16 protein-coding genes are annotated in these 15,663 nt (G+C 57.8%); 13 read left to right on the top strand and 3 right to left on the bottom strand.

Features of this window, described 5'->3' with window-relative positions; all coding sequences use genetic code 11:
* The first annotated feature begins 35 nt into the window (after positions 1–35).
* Positions 36–521: a phosphohistidine phosphatase SixA gene (gene sixA, locus BM007_RS17120; protein ID WP_024907662.1), complete on the top strand. Its 486-nt coding sequence runs from the start codon at positions 36–38 to the stop codon at positions 519–521.
* Between the two features lie 46 nt (positions 522–567).
* Here sixA and smrB read toward each other — a convergent pair whose 3' ends face one another.
* Positions 568–1,119, bottom strand: coding sequence for an endonuclease SmrB (gene smrB / locus BM007_RS17115; protein WP_090419987.1), 552 nt, complete (start codon positions 1,117–1,119; stop codon positions 568–570).
* A gap of 145 nt (positions 1,120–1,264) precedes the next feature.
* On the opposite strand from smrB, the gene prmB reads away from it, so the two are divergent.
* From prmB to BM007_RS17085, 6 genes are read left to right on the top strand one after another with little or no spacing between them, the layout of a single operon-like run.
* Positions 1,265–2,197 (top strand): 50S ribosomal protein L3 N(5)-glutamine methyltransferase, encoded by a 933-nt coding sequence (gene prmB / locus BM007_RS17110; protein ID WP_008502612.1) that lies wholly within the window; start codon positions 1,265–1,267, stop codon positions 2,195–2,197.
* 60 nt (positions 2,198–2,257) lie between these two features.
* On the top strand, positions 2,258–3,343 hold the full coding sequence (aroC, locus tag BM007_RS17105) for a chorismate synthase (protein ID WP_090419984.1): 1,086 nt from the start codon (positions 2,258–2,260) through the stop codon (positions 3,341–3,343).
* A gap of 2 nt (positions 3,344–3,345) precedes the next feature.
* Positions 3,346–4,170, top strand: coding sequence for a penicillin-insensitive murein endopeptidase (gene mepA, locus BM007_RS17100; protein ID WP_090419981.1), 825 nt, complete (start codon positions 3,346–3,348; stop codon positions 4,168–4,170).
* A complete protein-coding gene (locus BM007_RS17095; protein WP_024908936.1) occupies positions 4,170–4,979 on the top strand; it encodes a sulfite exporter TauE/SafE family protein in 810 nt (269 codons plus the stop codon). Before mepA ends, BM007_RS17095 begins: the two co-directional genes overlap by 1 nt.
* Complete coding sequence (locus BM007_RS17090; protein WP_024908937.1) at positions 4,979–5,524, top strand: elongation factor P hydroxylase; 546 nt, start codon at positions 4,979–4,981, stop codon at positions 5,522–5,524. The genes BM007_RS17095 and BM007_RS17090 overlap by 1 nt, the downstream gene beginning before the upstream one ends.
* Before the next feature lie 13 nt (positions 5,525–5,537).
* The gene (locus BM007_RS17085) at positions 5,538–5,816 is read left to right on the top strand and encodes a YfcL family protein (protein ID WP_024908938.1); all 279 of its coding nucleotides are present in this window, start codon (positions 5,538–5,540) and stop codon (positions 5,814–5,816) included.
* Between the two features lie 46 nt (positions 5,817–5,862).
* Here BM007_RS17085 and mnmC read toward each other — a convergent pair whose 3' ends face one another.
* A complete protein-coding gene (gene mnmC, locus BM007_RS17080) occupies positions 5,863–7,860 on the bottom strand; it encodes a bifunctional tRNA (5-methylaminomethyl-2-thiouridine)(34)-methyltransferase MnmC2/FAD-dependent 5-carboxymethylaminomethyl-2-thiouridine(34) oxidoreductase MnmC1 (RefSeq protein ID WP_090419978.1) in 1,998 nt (665 codons plus the stop codon).
* 158 nt (positions 7,861–8,018) lie between these two features.
* Between mnmC and fabB the strand changes: the two genes are divergently transcribed.
* The gene (fabB, locus tag BM007_RS17075; RefSeq protein WP_014832795.1) at positions 8,019–9,236 is read left to right on the top strand and encodes a beta-ketoacyl-ACP synthase I; all 1,218 of its coding nucleotides are present in this window, start codon (positions 8,019–8,021) and stop codon (positions 9,234–9,236) included.
* Positions 9,237–9,444: 208 nt separating this feature from the next.
* Positions 9,445–10,623, top strand: a complete 1,179-nt coding sequence (locus tag BM007_RS17070; RefSeq protein ID WP_032646632.1) for an MFS transporter — start codon at positions 9,445–9,447, stop codon at positions 10,621–10,623.
* Between the two features lie 90 nt (positions 10,624–10,713).
* On the opposite strand, the gene flk is transcribed toward BM007_RS17070, so the two are convergent.
* Positions 10,714–11,718 (bottom strand): flagella biosynthesis regulator Flk, encoded by a 1,005-nt coding sequence (flk, locus tag BM007_RS17065; RefSeq protein ID WP_032646631.1) that lies wholly within the window; start codon positions 11,716–11,718, stop codon positions 10,714–10,716.
* Positions 11,719–11,831: 113 nt separating this feature from the next.
* Between flk and pdxB the strand changes: the two genes are divergently transcribed.
* The 4 genes from pdxB (at position 11,832) to BM007_RS17045 (ending at position 15,549) form a co-directional block, all read left to right on the top strand.
* Complete coding sequence (gene pdxB / locus BM007_RS17060; protein ID WP_090419976.1) at positions 11,832–12,968, top strand: 4-phosphoerythronate dehydrogenase PdxB; 1,137 nt, start codon at positions 11,832–11,834, stop codon at positions 12,966–12,968.
* Positions 12,969–13,035: 67 nt separating this feature from the next.
* Entirely contained in the window at positions 13,036–14,049 is a 1,014-nt protein-coding gene (locus BM007_RS17055; RefSeq protein ID WP_024908943.1) for an aspartate-semialdehyde dehydrogenase, read from the top strand.
* Positions 14,049–14,861, top strand: coding sequence for a tRNA pseudouridine(38-40) synthase TruA (gene truA / locus BM007_RS17050; protein WP_090419973.1), 813 nt, complete (start codon positions 14,049–14,051; stop codon positions 14,859–14,861). The genes BM007_RS17055 and truA overlap by 1 nt, the downstream gene beginning before the upstream one ends.
* Before the next feature lie 28 nt (positions 14,862–14,889).
* Complete coding sequence (locus tag BM007_RS17045) at positions 14,890–15,549, top strand: DedA family protein (RefSeq protein WP_008502599.1); 660 nt, start codon at positions 14,890–14,892, stop codon at positions 15,547–15,549.
* Positions 15,550–15,663 lie beyond the last annotated feature (114 nt).

The following is a 15,663-nucleotide window of genomic DNA, read 5'->3' as shown; positions in this document are numbered from 1 at the left end:
ACGCCGGTGATTCTGGTTAACAAAAGCGGTGCAATATGCAAGTTTTTATCATGCGTCACGGCGACGCGGCACTCGATGCCGCCAGTGACTCAGTACGTCCTTTGACCGTCTGTGGCTGCGACGAATCTCGTCTGATGGCAAACTGGCTTAACGGTCAAAAAGTGGACATCGAACGCGTTCTGGTGAGTCCGTTCCTGCGTGCAGAACAGACGCTGGACGTGGTAGGGGAGTGTATGAACCTGCCATCCAGTGTGGATGTTCTCCCTGAACTCACCCCGTGTGGCGATGTCGGCCTTGTCAGCGCTTATCTTCAGGCGCTGTGCAATGAAGGTGTCGCTTCCGCGCTGGTCATTTCCCACCTGCCACTGGTTGGCTATCTGGTATCTGAGCTGTGCCCTGGCGAGACCCCGCCGATGTTCACGACATCTGCCATTGCCAATGTTTCTCTCGACGAAACGGGCAAAGGTGTCTTCAACTGGCAAATGAGTCCGTGCAACCTGAAGATGGCAAAAGCCATCTGACGTGACGTGCGATATGGCGGGGTGCAATGTGCTTCCCGCCATTCTGTCAGGGCAACTCTGGCGGCTGCCACTCTTCCACTTCAATCAACACCAGCAATGCGGCATCTCCGCCGTACTCTTTTGGTGCCTGATGAAACGCCATCACGTGTGGATGCTGAGCAAGCCACAGCGGCGTCTGCTGCTTGAGGATATGTTTACCGTGGCCATGCATCACGCAGGCGCAAAAAACATGTTCGCGTCGACAGGCGGCGATCAATGCCCCCAACTCCTTTTTCGCCTGCATCTGCGTTAAACCGTGCAGATCGAGAAACAGCTCCGGCGAATAATCTCCGCGACGTAACTTTTTCAGCTCAAAATGGCTGACGTCTTCGCGTACGTATTTCACCGCACCCTGAGTATTGAGCAGTGGCTGAAATTCATCTGAAAAATAGTGGCTGTTATCCGCCTGCTCCTGCAGCAGACGTTTGACCGGTACTTCGCTGATTTTTTTACGCTGCGGGCGATGGACAATCGTGTCCTGCGTGATTTTCCGCGTCCCGGTCATTAGCTGGCGGAAGAGCGCCTGATCCTCCTCGCTGAGCGATGTTTTCTTTTTCATTCGTCATTCTCATCTCGTATTTCCGACAGTGTACCCGACTAAACGCATTTTTTAACCTCAAGCGAGACGCGTCATTGCTGATTTATCGCCGTCTTCATGGCAAACTAGCCGCCGAAAATTATGCGAGCATGCCCTGGAGGAAAGAGTGGATAAAATATTTGTCGATGAAGCAGTAAACGAGCTGCATACCATACAGGACATGTTGCGCTGGTCGGTTAGCCGCTTCAGCGCCGCCAATATCTGGTACGGTCACGGTACCGACAACCCGTGGGATGAAGCCGTGCAGCTTGTGCTGCCGTCCCTCTACCTGCCGCTGGATATTCCGGAAGACATGCGCACCGCGCGCCTGACCTCCAGCGAAAAACACCGCATCGTTGAGCGCGTGATCCGCCGCGTGAACGAGCGAATTCCGGTCGCCTATCTGACCAACAAAGCCTGGTTCTGCGGCCACGAGTTCTATGTCGATGAACGCGTGCTGGTGCCGCGCTCGCCGATTGGTGAGTTGATTAACAACCACTTTGAAGGCCTGATTGGCCATCAGCCGCAGCACATTCTGGACATGTGTACCGGCAGCGGCTGCATCGCCATCGCCTGCGCTTACGCCTTCCCGGAAGCGGAAGTAGACGCCGTTGATATCTCCACCGACGCGCTGGCCGTGACCGAGCACAACATCGAAGAGCATGGGCTGATCCATCACGTTACGCCAATTCGCTCTGACCTGTTCCGCGATCTCCCAACGCTGCAGTACGATCTGATCGTTACCAACCCGCCGTACGTTGATGCGGAAGACATGTCCGATCTGCCGAACGAATACCGTCACGAGCCGGAGCTGGGTCTGGCGTCAGGATCTGACGGCCTGAAGCTGACCCGCCGCATTCTGGCCTGCGCGCCGGATTATCTGACCGACGACGGCGTTCTGATTTGTGAAGTGGGCAACAGCATGGTACATCTGATAGAGCAGTACCCGGATGTGCCGTTCACCTGGCTTGAGTTCGACAACGGCGGTGACGGCGTCTTTATGCTGACGAAAGCGCAGCTGCTCGACGCGCGTGAACACTTCAGCATCTATAAAGATTAATCCAGCGGGCTTCGGCCCGTTTCACAACGCTCAAACACAAACAACAACATCGGAGCCGTGATGGCAGGAAACAGTATTGGACAGTTATTCCGCGTGACCACCTTTGGCGAGTCGCACGGGCTGGCGCTGGGCTGTATCGTTGATGGCGTACCGCCAGGCATCGAACTGACCGAAGCCGATTTGCAGCACGACCTCGACCGTCGTCGTCCGGGCACCTCTCGCTACACCACGCAGCGTCGCGAGCCGGACCAGGTCAAAATTCTCTCCGGCGTCTTTGAAGGCCGCACTACAGGCACCAGCATTGGTCTGCTGATTGAAAACACCGATCAGCGCTCCCAGGACTACGGCGCCATCAAAGACGTGTTCCGTCCGGGCCATGCCGACTATACCTACGAACAAAAGTACGGCTTCCGCGACTATCGCGGCGGCGGGCGCTCTTCCGCGCGTGAAACCGCGATGCGCGTGGCGGCTGGCGCCATTGCCAAAAAATACCTGCAGCAGAAATTTGGCATCGTTATCCGCGGCTGTCTGACCCAGATGGGCGACATTCCGCTGGCGATCAAAGACTGGGATCTGGTCGAGCAAAACCCGTTCTTCTGTGCCGATGCCGACAAGCTGGAGGCGCTGGACGAACTGATGCGCGGCCTGAAAAAAGAGGGCGACTCCATTGGGGCGAAAGTGACCGTCGTGGCCGACGGCGTCCCGGCTGGCTGGGGCGAGCCGGTATTTGACCGTCTCGATGCAGACATTGCGCACGCGCTGATGAGCATCAACGCGGTGAAGGGCGTTGAGATTGGCGACGGTTTTGACGTGGTATCCCTGCGCGGCAGCCAGAACCGTGACGAGATCACGAAGGCGGGCTTCCAGAGCAACCACGCGGGCGGCATTCTGGGCGGTATCAGCAGCGGGCAGCAGATTATTGCCAACATCGCGCTGAAGCCAACCTCCAGCATTACCGTGCCGGGCCACACGATTAACCGCGATGGCGAAGAAGTTGAGATGATCACCAAAGGACGTCACGATCCGTGCGTGGGGATCCGAGCGGTGCCGATCGCAGAAGCGATGCTGGCGATCGTGCTGATGGATCACTTCCTGCGCCAGCGAGCGCAGAATGCGGACGTGACGACCACCATTCCACGCTGGTAAACATGAAAAAAACCGCAATTGCTCTGCTGGCGCTGCTGGCCAGTGGAGCCAGTCTGGCCGCAACGCCATGGCAAAAAATCACCCACCCGGTGGCGGGGAGCGCGCAGTCCATTGGCGCCTTTTCCAACGGCTGTATCGTCGGTGCCCAGGAGCTTCCTCTCCAGTCAGATACCTATCAGGTGATGCGCACCGATCAGCGGCGTTATTTCGGCCACCCGGATCTGGTGCTGTTCATCCAGCGTCTGGGGAACCAGGTGCATAACCTGGGGCTGGGCACGATGCTGATTGGCGATATGGGGATGCCTGCCGGCGGTCGCTTTAACGGTGGACACGCCAGTCACCAGAGCGGACTGGATGTCGATATCTTCCTGCAGCTGCCGAAAACCCGCTGGACCTCCGCCCAACTGCTGAAACCGCAGGCGCTGGATCTGGTGGCGAGCGATGGCAAGCGCGTTGTGCCATCCCTGTGGACGCGGGACGTATCCAGCATGATCAAGCTGGCCGCGGAAGATAACGACGTCACGCGGATTTTCGTCAACCCGGCCATCAAGCAGCAGCTCTGCCTGGATGCCGGAACCGATCGCGACTGGCTGCGCAAAGTGCGCCCGTGGTTCCAGCATCGTGCGCACATGCACGTTCGTCTGCGCTGCCCGGCGAATAGCCTGGAATGTGAAGATCAGCCGCTACCGCCGCCAGGTGATGGCTGCGGTGCGGAACTGCAAAGCTGGTTTGAACCGGCAAAACCTGGAACCTCTAAGCCTGAGAAGAAGACACCGCCTCCGTTGCCGCCTTCCTGCCAGGCGCTACTGGATGAGCATGTACTTTAATGGATAATTTCGTCGATCTGTTTATGGTGTCACCGCTGCTGCTGGTGGTGCTGTTCTTCGTGGCCATGCTGGCCGGTTTTATTGATGCCCTTGCGGGCGGTGGCGGGTTATTAACCGTACCCGCGCTGCTGGCGGCGGGCATGAGCCCGGCGCAGGCGCTTGCCACGAACAAGCTGCAGGCCTGCGGTGGCTCGCTCTCGGCGTCGCTCTATTTTATCCGCCGCAAGGTGGTGAGCCTGGCCGACCAGAAGCTCAATATCCTGATGACCTTTATCGGCTCCACGTCGGGCGCGCTGCTGGTTCAGCACGTGCAGTCGGATATTTTGCGCCAGATCCTGCCGGTTCTGGTCATCTGCATCGGTCTCTACTTCCTGCTGATGCCAAAGCTCGGCGAGGAAGACCGCCAGCGTCGTCTGCACGGCCTGCCGTTTGCCCTGATTGCCGGGGGCTGCGTCGGCTTTTACGACGGATTCTTCGGCCCGGGGGCAGGCTCGTTTTACGCGCTGGCGTTCGTGACGCTGGCCGGGTTTAACCTCGCCAAATCGACCGCTCATGCCAAAGTGCTCAACGCGACCTCGAACCTCGGCGGTCTGCTGCTGTTTATCATTGGCGGCAAGGTCATCTGGGCAACCGGATTCGTCATGATGGCAGGGCAGTTCCTGGGCGCACGCGCGGGTTCGCGTCTGGTGTTAAGCAAAGGACAAAAACTTATTCGCCCGATGATTGTCATCGTCTCGGCCGTAATGAGCGCCAAACTTCTTTATGACAGCCATGGACAGGAGATCCTCACCTGGTTGGGGATGAATTAATGAACAGTACGCATCACTACGAACAGCTGATTGAGATTTTCGACGGCTGTTTTGCTGACGATTTTAATACCCGTCTGATTAAAGGCGACGACGAACCGATCTATCTTCCTGCTGATGCAGAGGTTCCGTATAACCGTATCGTGTTTGCGCACGGCTTTTACGCCAGCGGTCTTCACGAGATTTCGCACTGGTGCATTGCGGGGAAAGCGCGGCGCGAGCTGGTGGATTTCGGTTACTGGTACTGCCCGGACGGACGTGATGCCGCCACCCAGGGGCAGTTTGAGGATGTGGAAGTGAAGCCGCAGGCGCTGGAATGGCTATTCTGCGTCGCGGCGGGTTTCCCGTTCAACGTGAGCTGTGACAACCTTGAAGGCGACTTCGAGCCAGACCGTATCGTCTTCCAGCGCCGCGTTCATGCGCAGGTGATGGAATATCTTGAGAAAGGCATCCCGGAACGTCCGGCGCGCCTGATCGAGGCCTTACAGAATTATTACCACACGCCGGCGATAGCGGCGGAATGCTTCCCTTGGCCGGAAGATCTTTAACAGAGGAAAGAAGATGATCGCAGAATTTGAATCACGCATTCTGGCGTTAATTGATGACATGGTGGAACACGCCAGTGATGATGAGCTGTTCGCCAGCGGTTATCTGCGTGGTCACCTGACGCTCGCGGTAGCCGAGCTGGAAGCGGGTGACGATCACTCTGCCGACGCTGTTCACGCTGAAGTCACCCGCAGCCTGGAAAAAGCCATTCTGGCCGGGGAGCTCTCTCCGCGCGACCAGTCACTGGTGCTGGGTATGTGGGACAATTTGTTCCAGCAGGCGAAAGCGAAGTAAGTGTTTCACCACCCTCTCCCTGTGGGAGAGGGCACCAGGCCGCCCCCTACTTAACCTTCTTCCCCTTCAGCAGTTTCCGTACCCACAAGCGATTCGGATTCAGCCCCGCAAGCGTAACACTGTCCAGCGGAACCGGCTCGTCGCTCATTTGCGCGGCCAACACTTCTGCCAGCAGCGGGGCAGAGCACAACCCGCGAGACCCTAATCCACCCAGCATATACAGCTCCGGATAAACCGGCGCGCTTACCGCGTTATCCCGGTTATCAGCAAGGTCCTGATAGGCCTCAAGCGTTGCCTCATAGTCCGGCACATTTCCCGCCATCGGCAGATGATCGCGGGTGGCACAGCGAACGCCGCAGCGCGCTTCCCCCTCGCTGACGTCAACCTCTTGCGCCCATGCCGCATCCGGGAAACAGTCAATCAGGCGCTGTCGGTTCTGCGCCTGATCCGCGTCGCTGTAGCGCATATCCGTTTCGCCACGATGATAGCTGGCCCCGATGCAGTGATGGCCGTTAGACGGATTTTGCGGCGTCAGATAGCCGTCATAGCAAAGCACCTGTCGCAGTTTGCCGAGCTCAGGCGCGGAAGGAATATGGCTTACCTGGCCGCCGACCGGATAAACCGGCAACGTTTCTGTCTGGATAAACTGGTTGATGTTATGCCCGTTTGCCAGCACAACGCTGGCATGGCTTACCGCTTTGCCATCCGCAAAACGCAGATTCCAGCGCTCGCTTCGGCTCAGCGATTCAACGGTGTGAGCATAATACGCCGTCAGCCCGCGCGACTGCGCCAGGGAAATGACCGCCGCGGTCAGTTCAGCCGGGCACAGCCAGCCGCCGAGCGGATACTGAATGCCCCCACAGCCGGTTTCCACGCCAGCGGTGGCTGCCACCTCCTGCGCGCTTACCGCGCGAGCAATCTCGTCAGGCAGGCCCAGCGACAGCATCTGCGTGATTTTTTGCTGGCTCTTTTCATCCCAGCCGAGCTGCGTCACGCCGCACCAGTCATGATCGAACGCCACAGGCAGGGCGTCGTAGAGGCGACGAGCAAAGGTAAACGCCGCCGGGAAAAACCGGAACAGGGCCGGGTCGTGCGCGCTTAAAAGCGGATAGAGCGCCCCCTGGCGGTTGCCGGACGCGCCGCTGGCTGGCACATCGTCAGCACAGTAGAGCGTGACCTGCCAGCCACGGTGGAGAAGCGCGAGAGACAGCAGGGCGCTGGCGATCCCTCCGCCGACTATCGCCACCTCACGTGATGCACTGGCGCGGCGTGCAAACCAGGGCGCCTGAGCGGGAACGTCCAGCGTCTGATCCATCCTGCCGACCAGCATGTCGCGCTTGCGGCCAAAGCCTTTGGTCTTCTGCATGGTAAAGCCCGCCTCCTGCAGCCCGCGGCGGACAAAGCCTGCCGAGGTGAAGGTGGCAAGCGTTGCGCCAGGGCGCGCCAGCCGCGCCATCGCGCTAAACAGATGCTGGCTCCACATGTCCGGGTTTTTGGCGGGGGCAAAGCCGTCCAGGAACCACGCGTCGACCTTCTGATTCATCGAATCATCGAGCGTATCGGTCAGGTCATTGATGTCGCCAAGCCATAAATCCAGCGTCACGCGTCCGCCGTTCAGAATCAGACGGTGACAGCCGCCGATGTGAGGCGGCCACTGTGCCTGAAGCTGTTCCGCCCAGGTGGCAAGCTCTGGCCAGCGCTGATGAGCGAGCCGCAGATCGTGCGCGGTGAGCGGGAATTTTTCGAAACTGATGAAATGTAATCTTTGTAGCGTAGCCTCGGGGTGTGCAGCGTGAAACTGGTCAAACGCCTGCCAGAGGGTTAAAAAATTCAGCCCGGTGCCGAACCCACTTTCCGCGACCACAAACAGGCTCCGCGGATGCACCGGGAAGCGGGTGCTGAGCTGGTTTCCATCGAGGAAAACATAGCGAGTTTCTTCGAGCCCGTTATCATTAGAAAAATAGACGTCATCAAAATCTCGGGAAACAGGTGTACCCTCAGCGTTGAATTCGAGGTTGGCGGGTTGTATAGCGTTTTGTTTCACGTAAGTTACTCGTCTGACAGGCAGTGGCACGATCTTAACGATGTGAGTCCATCGGTGCAAATTTCCGCAGAAAATGTCTGATCGGACTTGTTCGGCGTACAAGTGTACGCTATTGTGCGACTCGAAACTTACTATAGTGCGACTTACAGAGGTATTGAATGAAACGTGCAGTGATTACTGGCCTGGGCATTGTTTCCAGCATCGGTAATAACCAGCAGGAAGTCCTGGCATCTCTGCGTGAAGGACGCTCCGGGATCACTTTCTCTGAAGAGTTTAAAGATTCAGGTATGCGTAGCCACGTATGGGGTAACGTCAAACTGGACACCACCGGTTTGATTGACCGCAAAGTGGTTCGTTTCATGAACGATGCCTCTATTTATGCTTATCTCTCCATGCAGGAAGCGATCAAAGATTCTGGCCTGAGCGAAGAGGTTTATCAGAACAACCCGCGCGTGGGCCTGATCGCCGGTTCCGGCGGTTCATCTAAAGCGCAGGTATTCGGTGCTGACGCAATGCGTAGCCCGCGTGGTCTGAAAGCGGTAGGTCCGTACGTGGTCACCAAAGCCATGGGTTCTGCGGTTTCCGCGTGCCTGGCGACCCCATTCAAAATCCACGGTGTGAACTACTCCATCAGCTCCGCGTGTGCGACTTCCGCGCACTGCATCGGTAACGCTGTTGAGCAGATCCAGCTGGGTAAACAGGACATCGTATTTGCTGGCGGCGGCGAAGAGCTGGGCTGGGAAATGGCCTGTGAATTCGACGCGATGGGCGCACTGTCCACCAAGTACAATGAGACCCCGGACAAAGCATCTCGTACCTACGATGCACACCGTGACGGTTTCGTTATCGCGGGCGGCGGCGGTATGGTTGTGGTTGAAGAGCTGGAGCACGCACTGGCGCGTGGCGCGCACATCTACGCTGAAATCGTGGGCTACGGTGCAACGTCTGACGGCGCCGATATGGTTGCGCCATCCGGCGAAGGCGCGGTGCGTTGCATGAAGATGGCGATGCACGGCGTTGACACCCCAATCGACTACCTGAACTCTCACGGTACCTCTACGCCGGTAGGTGACGTAAAAGAGCTGGGTGCGATCCGTGAAGTCTTCGGCGACAACAGCCCGGCGATCTCCGCGACCAAAGCCATGACTGGTCACTCTCTGGGGGCGGCTGGCGTTCAGGAAGCGATCTACTCGCTGCTGATGCTGGAAAACGGCTTTATCGCCCCAAGTATCAATATCGAAGAGATGGACGAGCAGGCTGCTGGCCTGAACATCGTGACCAAACCAACGGAAGCGACGCTGACTACCGTCATGTCCAACAGCTTCGGTTTCGGCGGCACCAACGCCACGCTGGTCATGCGTAAGCTGAAAGCATAAGTTTTATGTTTGATTCAGAAGGGGAGCCATAAGGCTCCCTTTTTTTATGCATTGACAAGCAGCTGATCTCACAGGCAAACTTCACCCCTCAACATTATCCTCACGATAATGCGTAAGCGTTTAACGTCAACCAACGCACCTTAATCCTGATTATCAGGTAGAGGGGGCGTGGCATTTCCCCGCCTTACTCTTCATTTCGGAGTAAAGCATGACTGCAGTAACTCAAACAGAAACAACCCCTTCAGCGAACGTCTCGCTGTTCCGTATCGCCTTTGCGGTATTCCTGACCTATATGACCGTTGGCCTGCCGCTGCCGGTGATCCCGCTGTTCGTTCATCAGGAGCTGGGCTATGGCAACACCATGGTCGGTATTGCCGTGGGCATTCAGTTTTTAGCCACGGTCTTAACCCGCGGTTACGCCGGACGGCTGGCGGATCAGCACGGTGCTAAACGCTCGGCGCTGCAGGGGATGTTTGCCTGCGGGCTGGCTGGCGGCGCCTGGCTGCTGGCGGCTCTCCTGCCGGTAGACGCTGCGTATAAATTTGCGCTGCTGGTGCTGGGCCGTTTAATTCTTGGCTTCGGTGAAAGCCAGCTGCTGACCGGCACCCTGACCTGGGGAATGGGGCTGGTGGGGCCAGCACGTTCCGGCAAGGTGATGTCCTGGAACGGCATGGCCATCTACGGCGCGCTGGCCGCCGGTGCACCGCTTGGCCTGCTGATCAACAGCCAGTTCGGGTTTGCGGCGCTGGCTGCAACGACCATGGCGCTGCCGCTGGTGGCATGGGCGTTTAACGGCTCGGTGCGTAAGGTACCTGCGCACAAAGGCGAGCGTCCTTCCCTGTGGAGCGTGGTCGGCCAAATCTGGCAGCCGGGCCTGGGCCTGGCGCTGCAGGGCGTGGGTTTTGCGGTAATAGGGACGTTTGTATCGCTCTATTTTATGAGCCGCGGCTGGGCGATGGCCGGTTTTACGCTTACTGCCTTTGGCGGCGCGTTTGTGCTGATGCGCGTGCTTTTTGGTTGGATGCCGGATCGCTTTGGCGGCGTGAAGGTGGCGGTGGCATCGCTGGTCATTGAAGCTATCGGTCTTCTGCTGTTGTGGAATGCTCCCGTGGCATCCGTGGCCCTGCTGGGTGCTGCGCTGACCGGCTGCGGCTGTTCTCTGATCTTCCCGGCGCTGGGCGTTGAAGTGGTGAAGCGCGTGGCCCCGCAGGTGCGCGGGACGGCGCTCGGCGGCTATGCGGCGTTTCAGGATATCTCATACGGGGTAACCGGGCCGCTGGCCGGGGTGTTAGCCACCTCGTTTGGCTATCCGTCCGTCTTTCTGGCCGGTGCGGTTTCTGCGGTGGTGGGGATCGTGGTGACGCTGGTGGCGTTTCGCAGGCGTTGAGCCGTTGTTGCCGGGTGACGGCTGTGCCTTACCCGGCCTACGATTCGAGCCGTTGTAGGCCCGGTAAGCGCAGCGCCACCGGGCAAAACCTCAGGCAACCAGCCAGAAAATCGCCAGGGCAATCAGCAGTGCAATAAACATCAATCCCGGACGTGCAGAGAGCGTTCTGAATGTCTCGACGACCGGCGCAAACAGCGGGCTGTAGATCGGCTGAACGTTTCTCACCTCCGGCACGCCGCCTTCACGTTCGGCGCGACGAACGAAGATTTGATTGAGCAGATCCTGCACCTGCGCGGTGGTCAGCACCGTCTGCGGCGTGGCCTGCCAGTTTTGCTGGGCGTAATCCCGAATCACGTCGAACTCGTGCGGCTCAAGCGGCTGTTTCAGCGCGGCCTGGACAGTATGCAGGGTAGGGGCATTCTGGGTGCTGAGCGTCTGGCGCGCCTGGAGCCAGGTCACCAGATGAGTAAACTGTTTGGCCGGGATCAGTTCACCCGCCTTCACGCCGGACAACTCCAGCATGGATTGCCAGATAAGCTTCGTCGGTTCGCCGGTGGCCGCAGCCAGCTTTGTCACCATCTGCTTGAGCGTGTTGTGCTCGGCGGGCAGCAGCGGACGCTCGGTCGACGGGCGCACCTGAGGCTGCGGAATAGACAGCTCGTTGTTCTGCAGCAGGGTCAGCACGGTTTTGAGCTGGTCCGGCGTCAGCTGCCCTAGCGCGGTCTGACCATACTGCTGGCGAATAAAATCACTCACCGCCTGGCGGTTATTACCCTGGCCCAGCAGCTCCGTCAACTGAGCAACAATCTGGCGCGTGGTGTGGTTCTGCTGCGCGGTCGTAATACGCTGGTTCAGATTTTGCTCGGCAGCAGGGAAATGGCGCGACTGCAGCGGTGCGTCGTTCCTCACGCCTAAATCATGCTTTACCCCGGCCCAGACTTCCGCATTTTGCTGAGAAGTCAGCGCAATCAGGCGCGTGATCAGTCGCTCCAGCACGGTGCGCTGTTGCGTGGATAGCGGTTGTTCACCGGCAACGTTTGGCGTGACGGGGCCTTCACCCGGAGGGCGTGGCGGCGTACCTGAAATGGGCTGCATCGTCAAAAATCCTTAAAGTCAAAACTCAGCGTAAACCAGGTATACGTATATGCCTGGCGGCCAGATTATGGCACACTTGGCAGGTTTTCTTCCTCTCAAACAGGTACTCAGACGTGAAAATCCTCGTTGATGAAAATATGCCTTATGCCCGTGAGCTGTTTAGCCGCCTGGGTAACGTTAAGGCTGTCCCTGGTCGCCCGATCCCGGTCAACGAACTGGATGACGCAGACGCGCTGATGGTGCGCTCGGTGACCAAAGTAAATGAGGCGTTGCTCGCCGGTAAAGCGATTAAGTTTGTCGGAACCGCAACGGCAGGGACCGATCATGTGGATGATAAGTGGCTGAAGCAGGCTGGAATCGGTTTTTCCGCCGCGCCGGGCTGTAACGCCATTGCCGTTGTGGAATACGTTTTCTCCTCGCTGCTGATGCTGGCCGAGCGCGACGGGTTTGCGCTGAAGGACCGCACCGTGGGGATTGTTGGCGTGGGTAACGTCGGCGGACGCCTGCAAAAGCGTCTTGAAGCGTTAGGGATCCGCACGCTGCTGTGCGATCCGCCGCGCAAAGACAACGGTGATGACGGGGACTTCCGCTCGCTGGACGAGCTGGTCGAACAGTGCGACGTGCTGACTTTCCACACGCCGCTGTTTAAAGAGGGGCCGTATAAGTCGCTGCATCTTGCTGACGAGGCGCTGATCCGTCGTCTGAAGTCTGGCACTATTCTGATAAATGCCTGCCGTGGTCCGGTTGTAGATAACGCTGCGCTGCTGACATGTCTGAATGAAGGACAAAACCTCAGCGTGGTGCTGGACGTCTGGGAGCCGGAGCCGGATCTCAACGTTGAGTTGCTTAACAAGGTGGACGTGGGCACAGCGCATATCGCCGGTTATACCCTCGAGGGGAAAGCGCGCGGCACGACGCAGGTCTTCGAGGCCTACAGCGCTTTTATCGGCCATCCGCAGCTGGTGGCGTTGGATACCTTACTCCCCGCGCCTGAATTTGGCCGCATTACCCTGCATGGTCCGCTCGATCAGGCAACGCTGAAAAGGCTGGTGCATTTGGTGTATGATGTGCGCCGCGATGATGCGCTGCTGCGTAAAGTGGCGGGGATCCCGGGTGAGTTTGATAAGCTGCGCAAGAACTATGTTGAGCGCCGCGAGTGGTCTTCCCTGTATGTAATGTGCGACGACGCCTCGGCGGCGACGCTGCTGCATAAGCTGGGGTTTAACGCCGTTCATCATCCGGCACGTTAATGTCTTCTTAATGCTCCCTGTCGGATACTCCGACAGGGACGCTTTTTTATTTCTGGAGTAAACCACCATGTCTGAAGGCTGGAACATTGCCATTTTAGGTGCCACGGGTGCCGTGGGCGAAGCCCTGCTCGAAACCCTTGCTGAGCGTCAGTTCCCGGTGGGCGATATCTATGCGCTGGCGCGTACCGACAGTGCAGGTGAGCATCTGCGTTTTAACAGTAAATCCGTGATGGTCCAGGACGCGGCAGCATTCGACTGGACCCAGGCGCAGCTGGCGTTTTTCGCTGCGGGCGCTGAAGCGACTGCTGCGTATGTTGAAGAGGCGACCAACGCAGGCTGCCTGGTGATCGACCTGAGCGGCCTGTTCTCAATGGAGCCGGATGTGCCGCTGGTGGTGCCGGACGTGAACCCGTTTGTGCTGGCTGACTACCGCAACCGTAACGTCATTGCGGTGCCGAACAGCCTGACCAGTCAGCTGCTGACTGCCCTGAAACCGCTGATCGACGACGGTGGCCTGTCGCGCATTACCGTCACCAGCCTGCTCTCCGCGTCCGCGAACGGTAAAAAGGCCGTTGACGCGCTGGCCGGGCAGAGCGCGAAGCTGCTGAACGGTATCCCGATTGATGAAGATGATTTCTTTGGCCGCCAGCTGGCGTTCAACATGCTGCCGCTGCTGCCGGACCGCGAGGGTTCCGTGCGCGAAGAGCGTCGTATCGTCGATGAGGTGCGTAAAATTCTGCAGGACGATGGCCTGATGATCTCAGCGAACGTCGTGCAGTCCCCGGTCTTTTACGGCCACGCGCAGATGGTCGGCTTTGAAGCGCTGCGTCCCCTGGCGGCTGAGGAGGCGCGCGATGCGTTTGGCCGCGGTGAAGACATCGTGCTCTCTGAAGAGAGCGAGTTCCCGACCCAGGTCGGTGATGCTACCGGCAGCGCGCATCTTTCCGTTGGCTGTGTGCGTAACGATTACGGCATGCCGGAACAGGTGCAGTTCTGGTCCGTTGCCGACAACGTTCGCTTTGGCGGCGCGCTGATGGCGGTCAAAATCGCTGAAAAACTGGTGCAGGAGTACCTGTACTGATGTCAGACGTGGAACAAAAGCCGGTCCATAGAATTGCCCTCGGCATTGAGTACGACGGCAGTAAGTATTATGGCTGGCAGCGTCAGAACGAGGTGCGCAGCGTCCAGGAGAAGCTGGAAAAAGCGCTCTCTCAGGTGGCAAACGAGCCGATTAACGTCCTGTGTGCAGGACGTACGGACGCGGGTGTTCACGGTACGGGGCAGGTCGTGCACTTTGAAACCACCGCCGTGCGTAAGGATGCCGCCTGGACCCTGGGTATAAATGCGAATTTGCCTGGTGACATTGCGGTGCGTTGGGTAAAAGCTGTGCCGGATGATTTTCACGCGCGTTTCAGCGCCACGGCGCGTCGCTACCGTTATGTCATCTACAACCAGCGCCTGCGTCCGGCGGTGTTAAGCCAGGGCGTGACGCATTTTTATGAACCGCTTGATGCTGAACGTATGCATCGCGCGGCGCAGTGTCTGATTGGTGAAAATGACTTTACGTCGTTTCGTGCGGTGCAGTGTCAGTCCCGCACGCCGTGGCGAAACGTCATGCACATAAACGTCAGCCGTTTTGGCGCGTATGTGGTGGTGGATATCAAAGCCAATGCCTTTGTACATCATATGGTTCGGAATATTGTGGGCAGCCTGATGGAAGTGGGCGCCGGACACCAGCCGGAGAGCTGGATTGCAGACCTGCTGGCAGCGAAGGACAGAACGCTTGCGGCAGCTACGGCGAAAGCGGAAGGGTTGTATCTGGTCTCGGTAGACTATCCGGATCGGTTTGACCTGCCGAAACCGCCAATGGGCCCGCTTTTTTTAGCGGACTAAACAAAGGTGCAATTAGGGCTTAGACAATATGGACGTAATTCGTTTTTTGATTGATTTCATCCTGCATATTGATGTTCACCTGGCGGAGCTGGTCGCGCAGTATGGCGTCTGGGTTTACGCTATTCTGTTCCTCATTCTGTTTTGTGAAACCGGTCTGGTCGTTACCCCATTCCTGCCAGGGGATTCCCTGCTGTTCGTTGCCGGCGCGCTATCGGCGTTACCCACTAACGATCTGAACGTGCATCTTATGGTGGTGCTGATGGTGATTGCCGCCATCGTCGGTGATGCGGTCAACTACACGATTGGACGCGTATTCGGTGAGCGGCTGTTCAGTAATCCGGATTCAAAAATTTTCCGTCGCAGCTATTTAGACAAAACCCATGCGTTTTATGAACGCCATGGCGGAAAAACCATTATCCTTGCGCGTTTTGTGCCTATTGTGCGCACATTTGCACCGTTTGTGGCGGGAATGGGACATATGTCCTATCGTCATTTTGCCATGTATAACGTCGTGGGGGCGCTGCTGTGGGTACTGCTGTTTACCTATGCAGGCTACCTGTTTGGCGATCTCCCGGTGGTTCAGGAAAATCTTAAGTTACTGATTGTAGCGATTATTGTGCTTTCCGTACTGCCGGGAGTTATCGAAATTATTCGTCATAAACGTGCGGCGGCAAAACAAGCGAAGTAAATGCACGCTGGCGGTTCGACCACTTTTTTATCCAAAGTTTCGGGCTGTTATGTTTTAATGTGCAACATTCATGGTCTGTTGGAGGCAAAAATGGCATTATTCGCCTCTTATAGC

The sequence above is a fragment of the Enterobacter sp. NFIX59 genome (assembly GCF_900113755.1).
GTDB classification, from domain to species: Bacteria; Pseudomonadota; Gammaproteobacteria; order Enterobacterales; family Enterobacteriaceae; genus Enterobacter; species Enterobacter pseudoroggenkampii.
The sequence above is the reverse complement of the archived record's forward strand: the minus strand, read 5'-3'. Positions and strand labels throughout refer to the sequence as shown.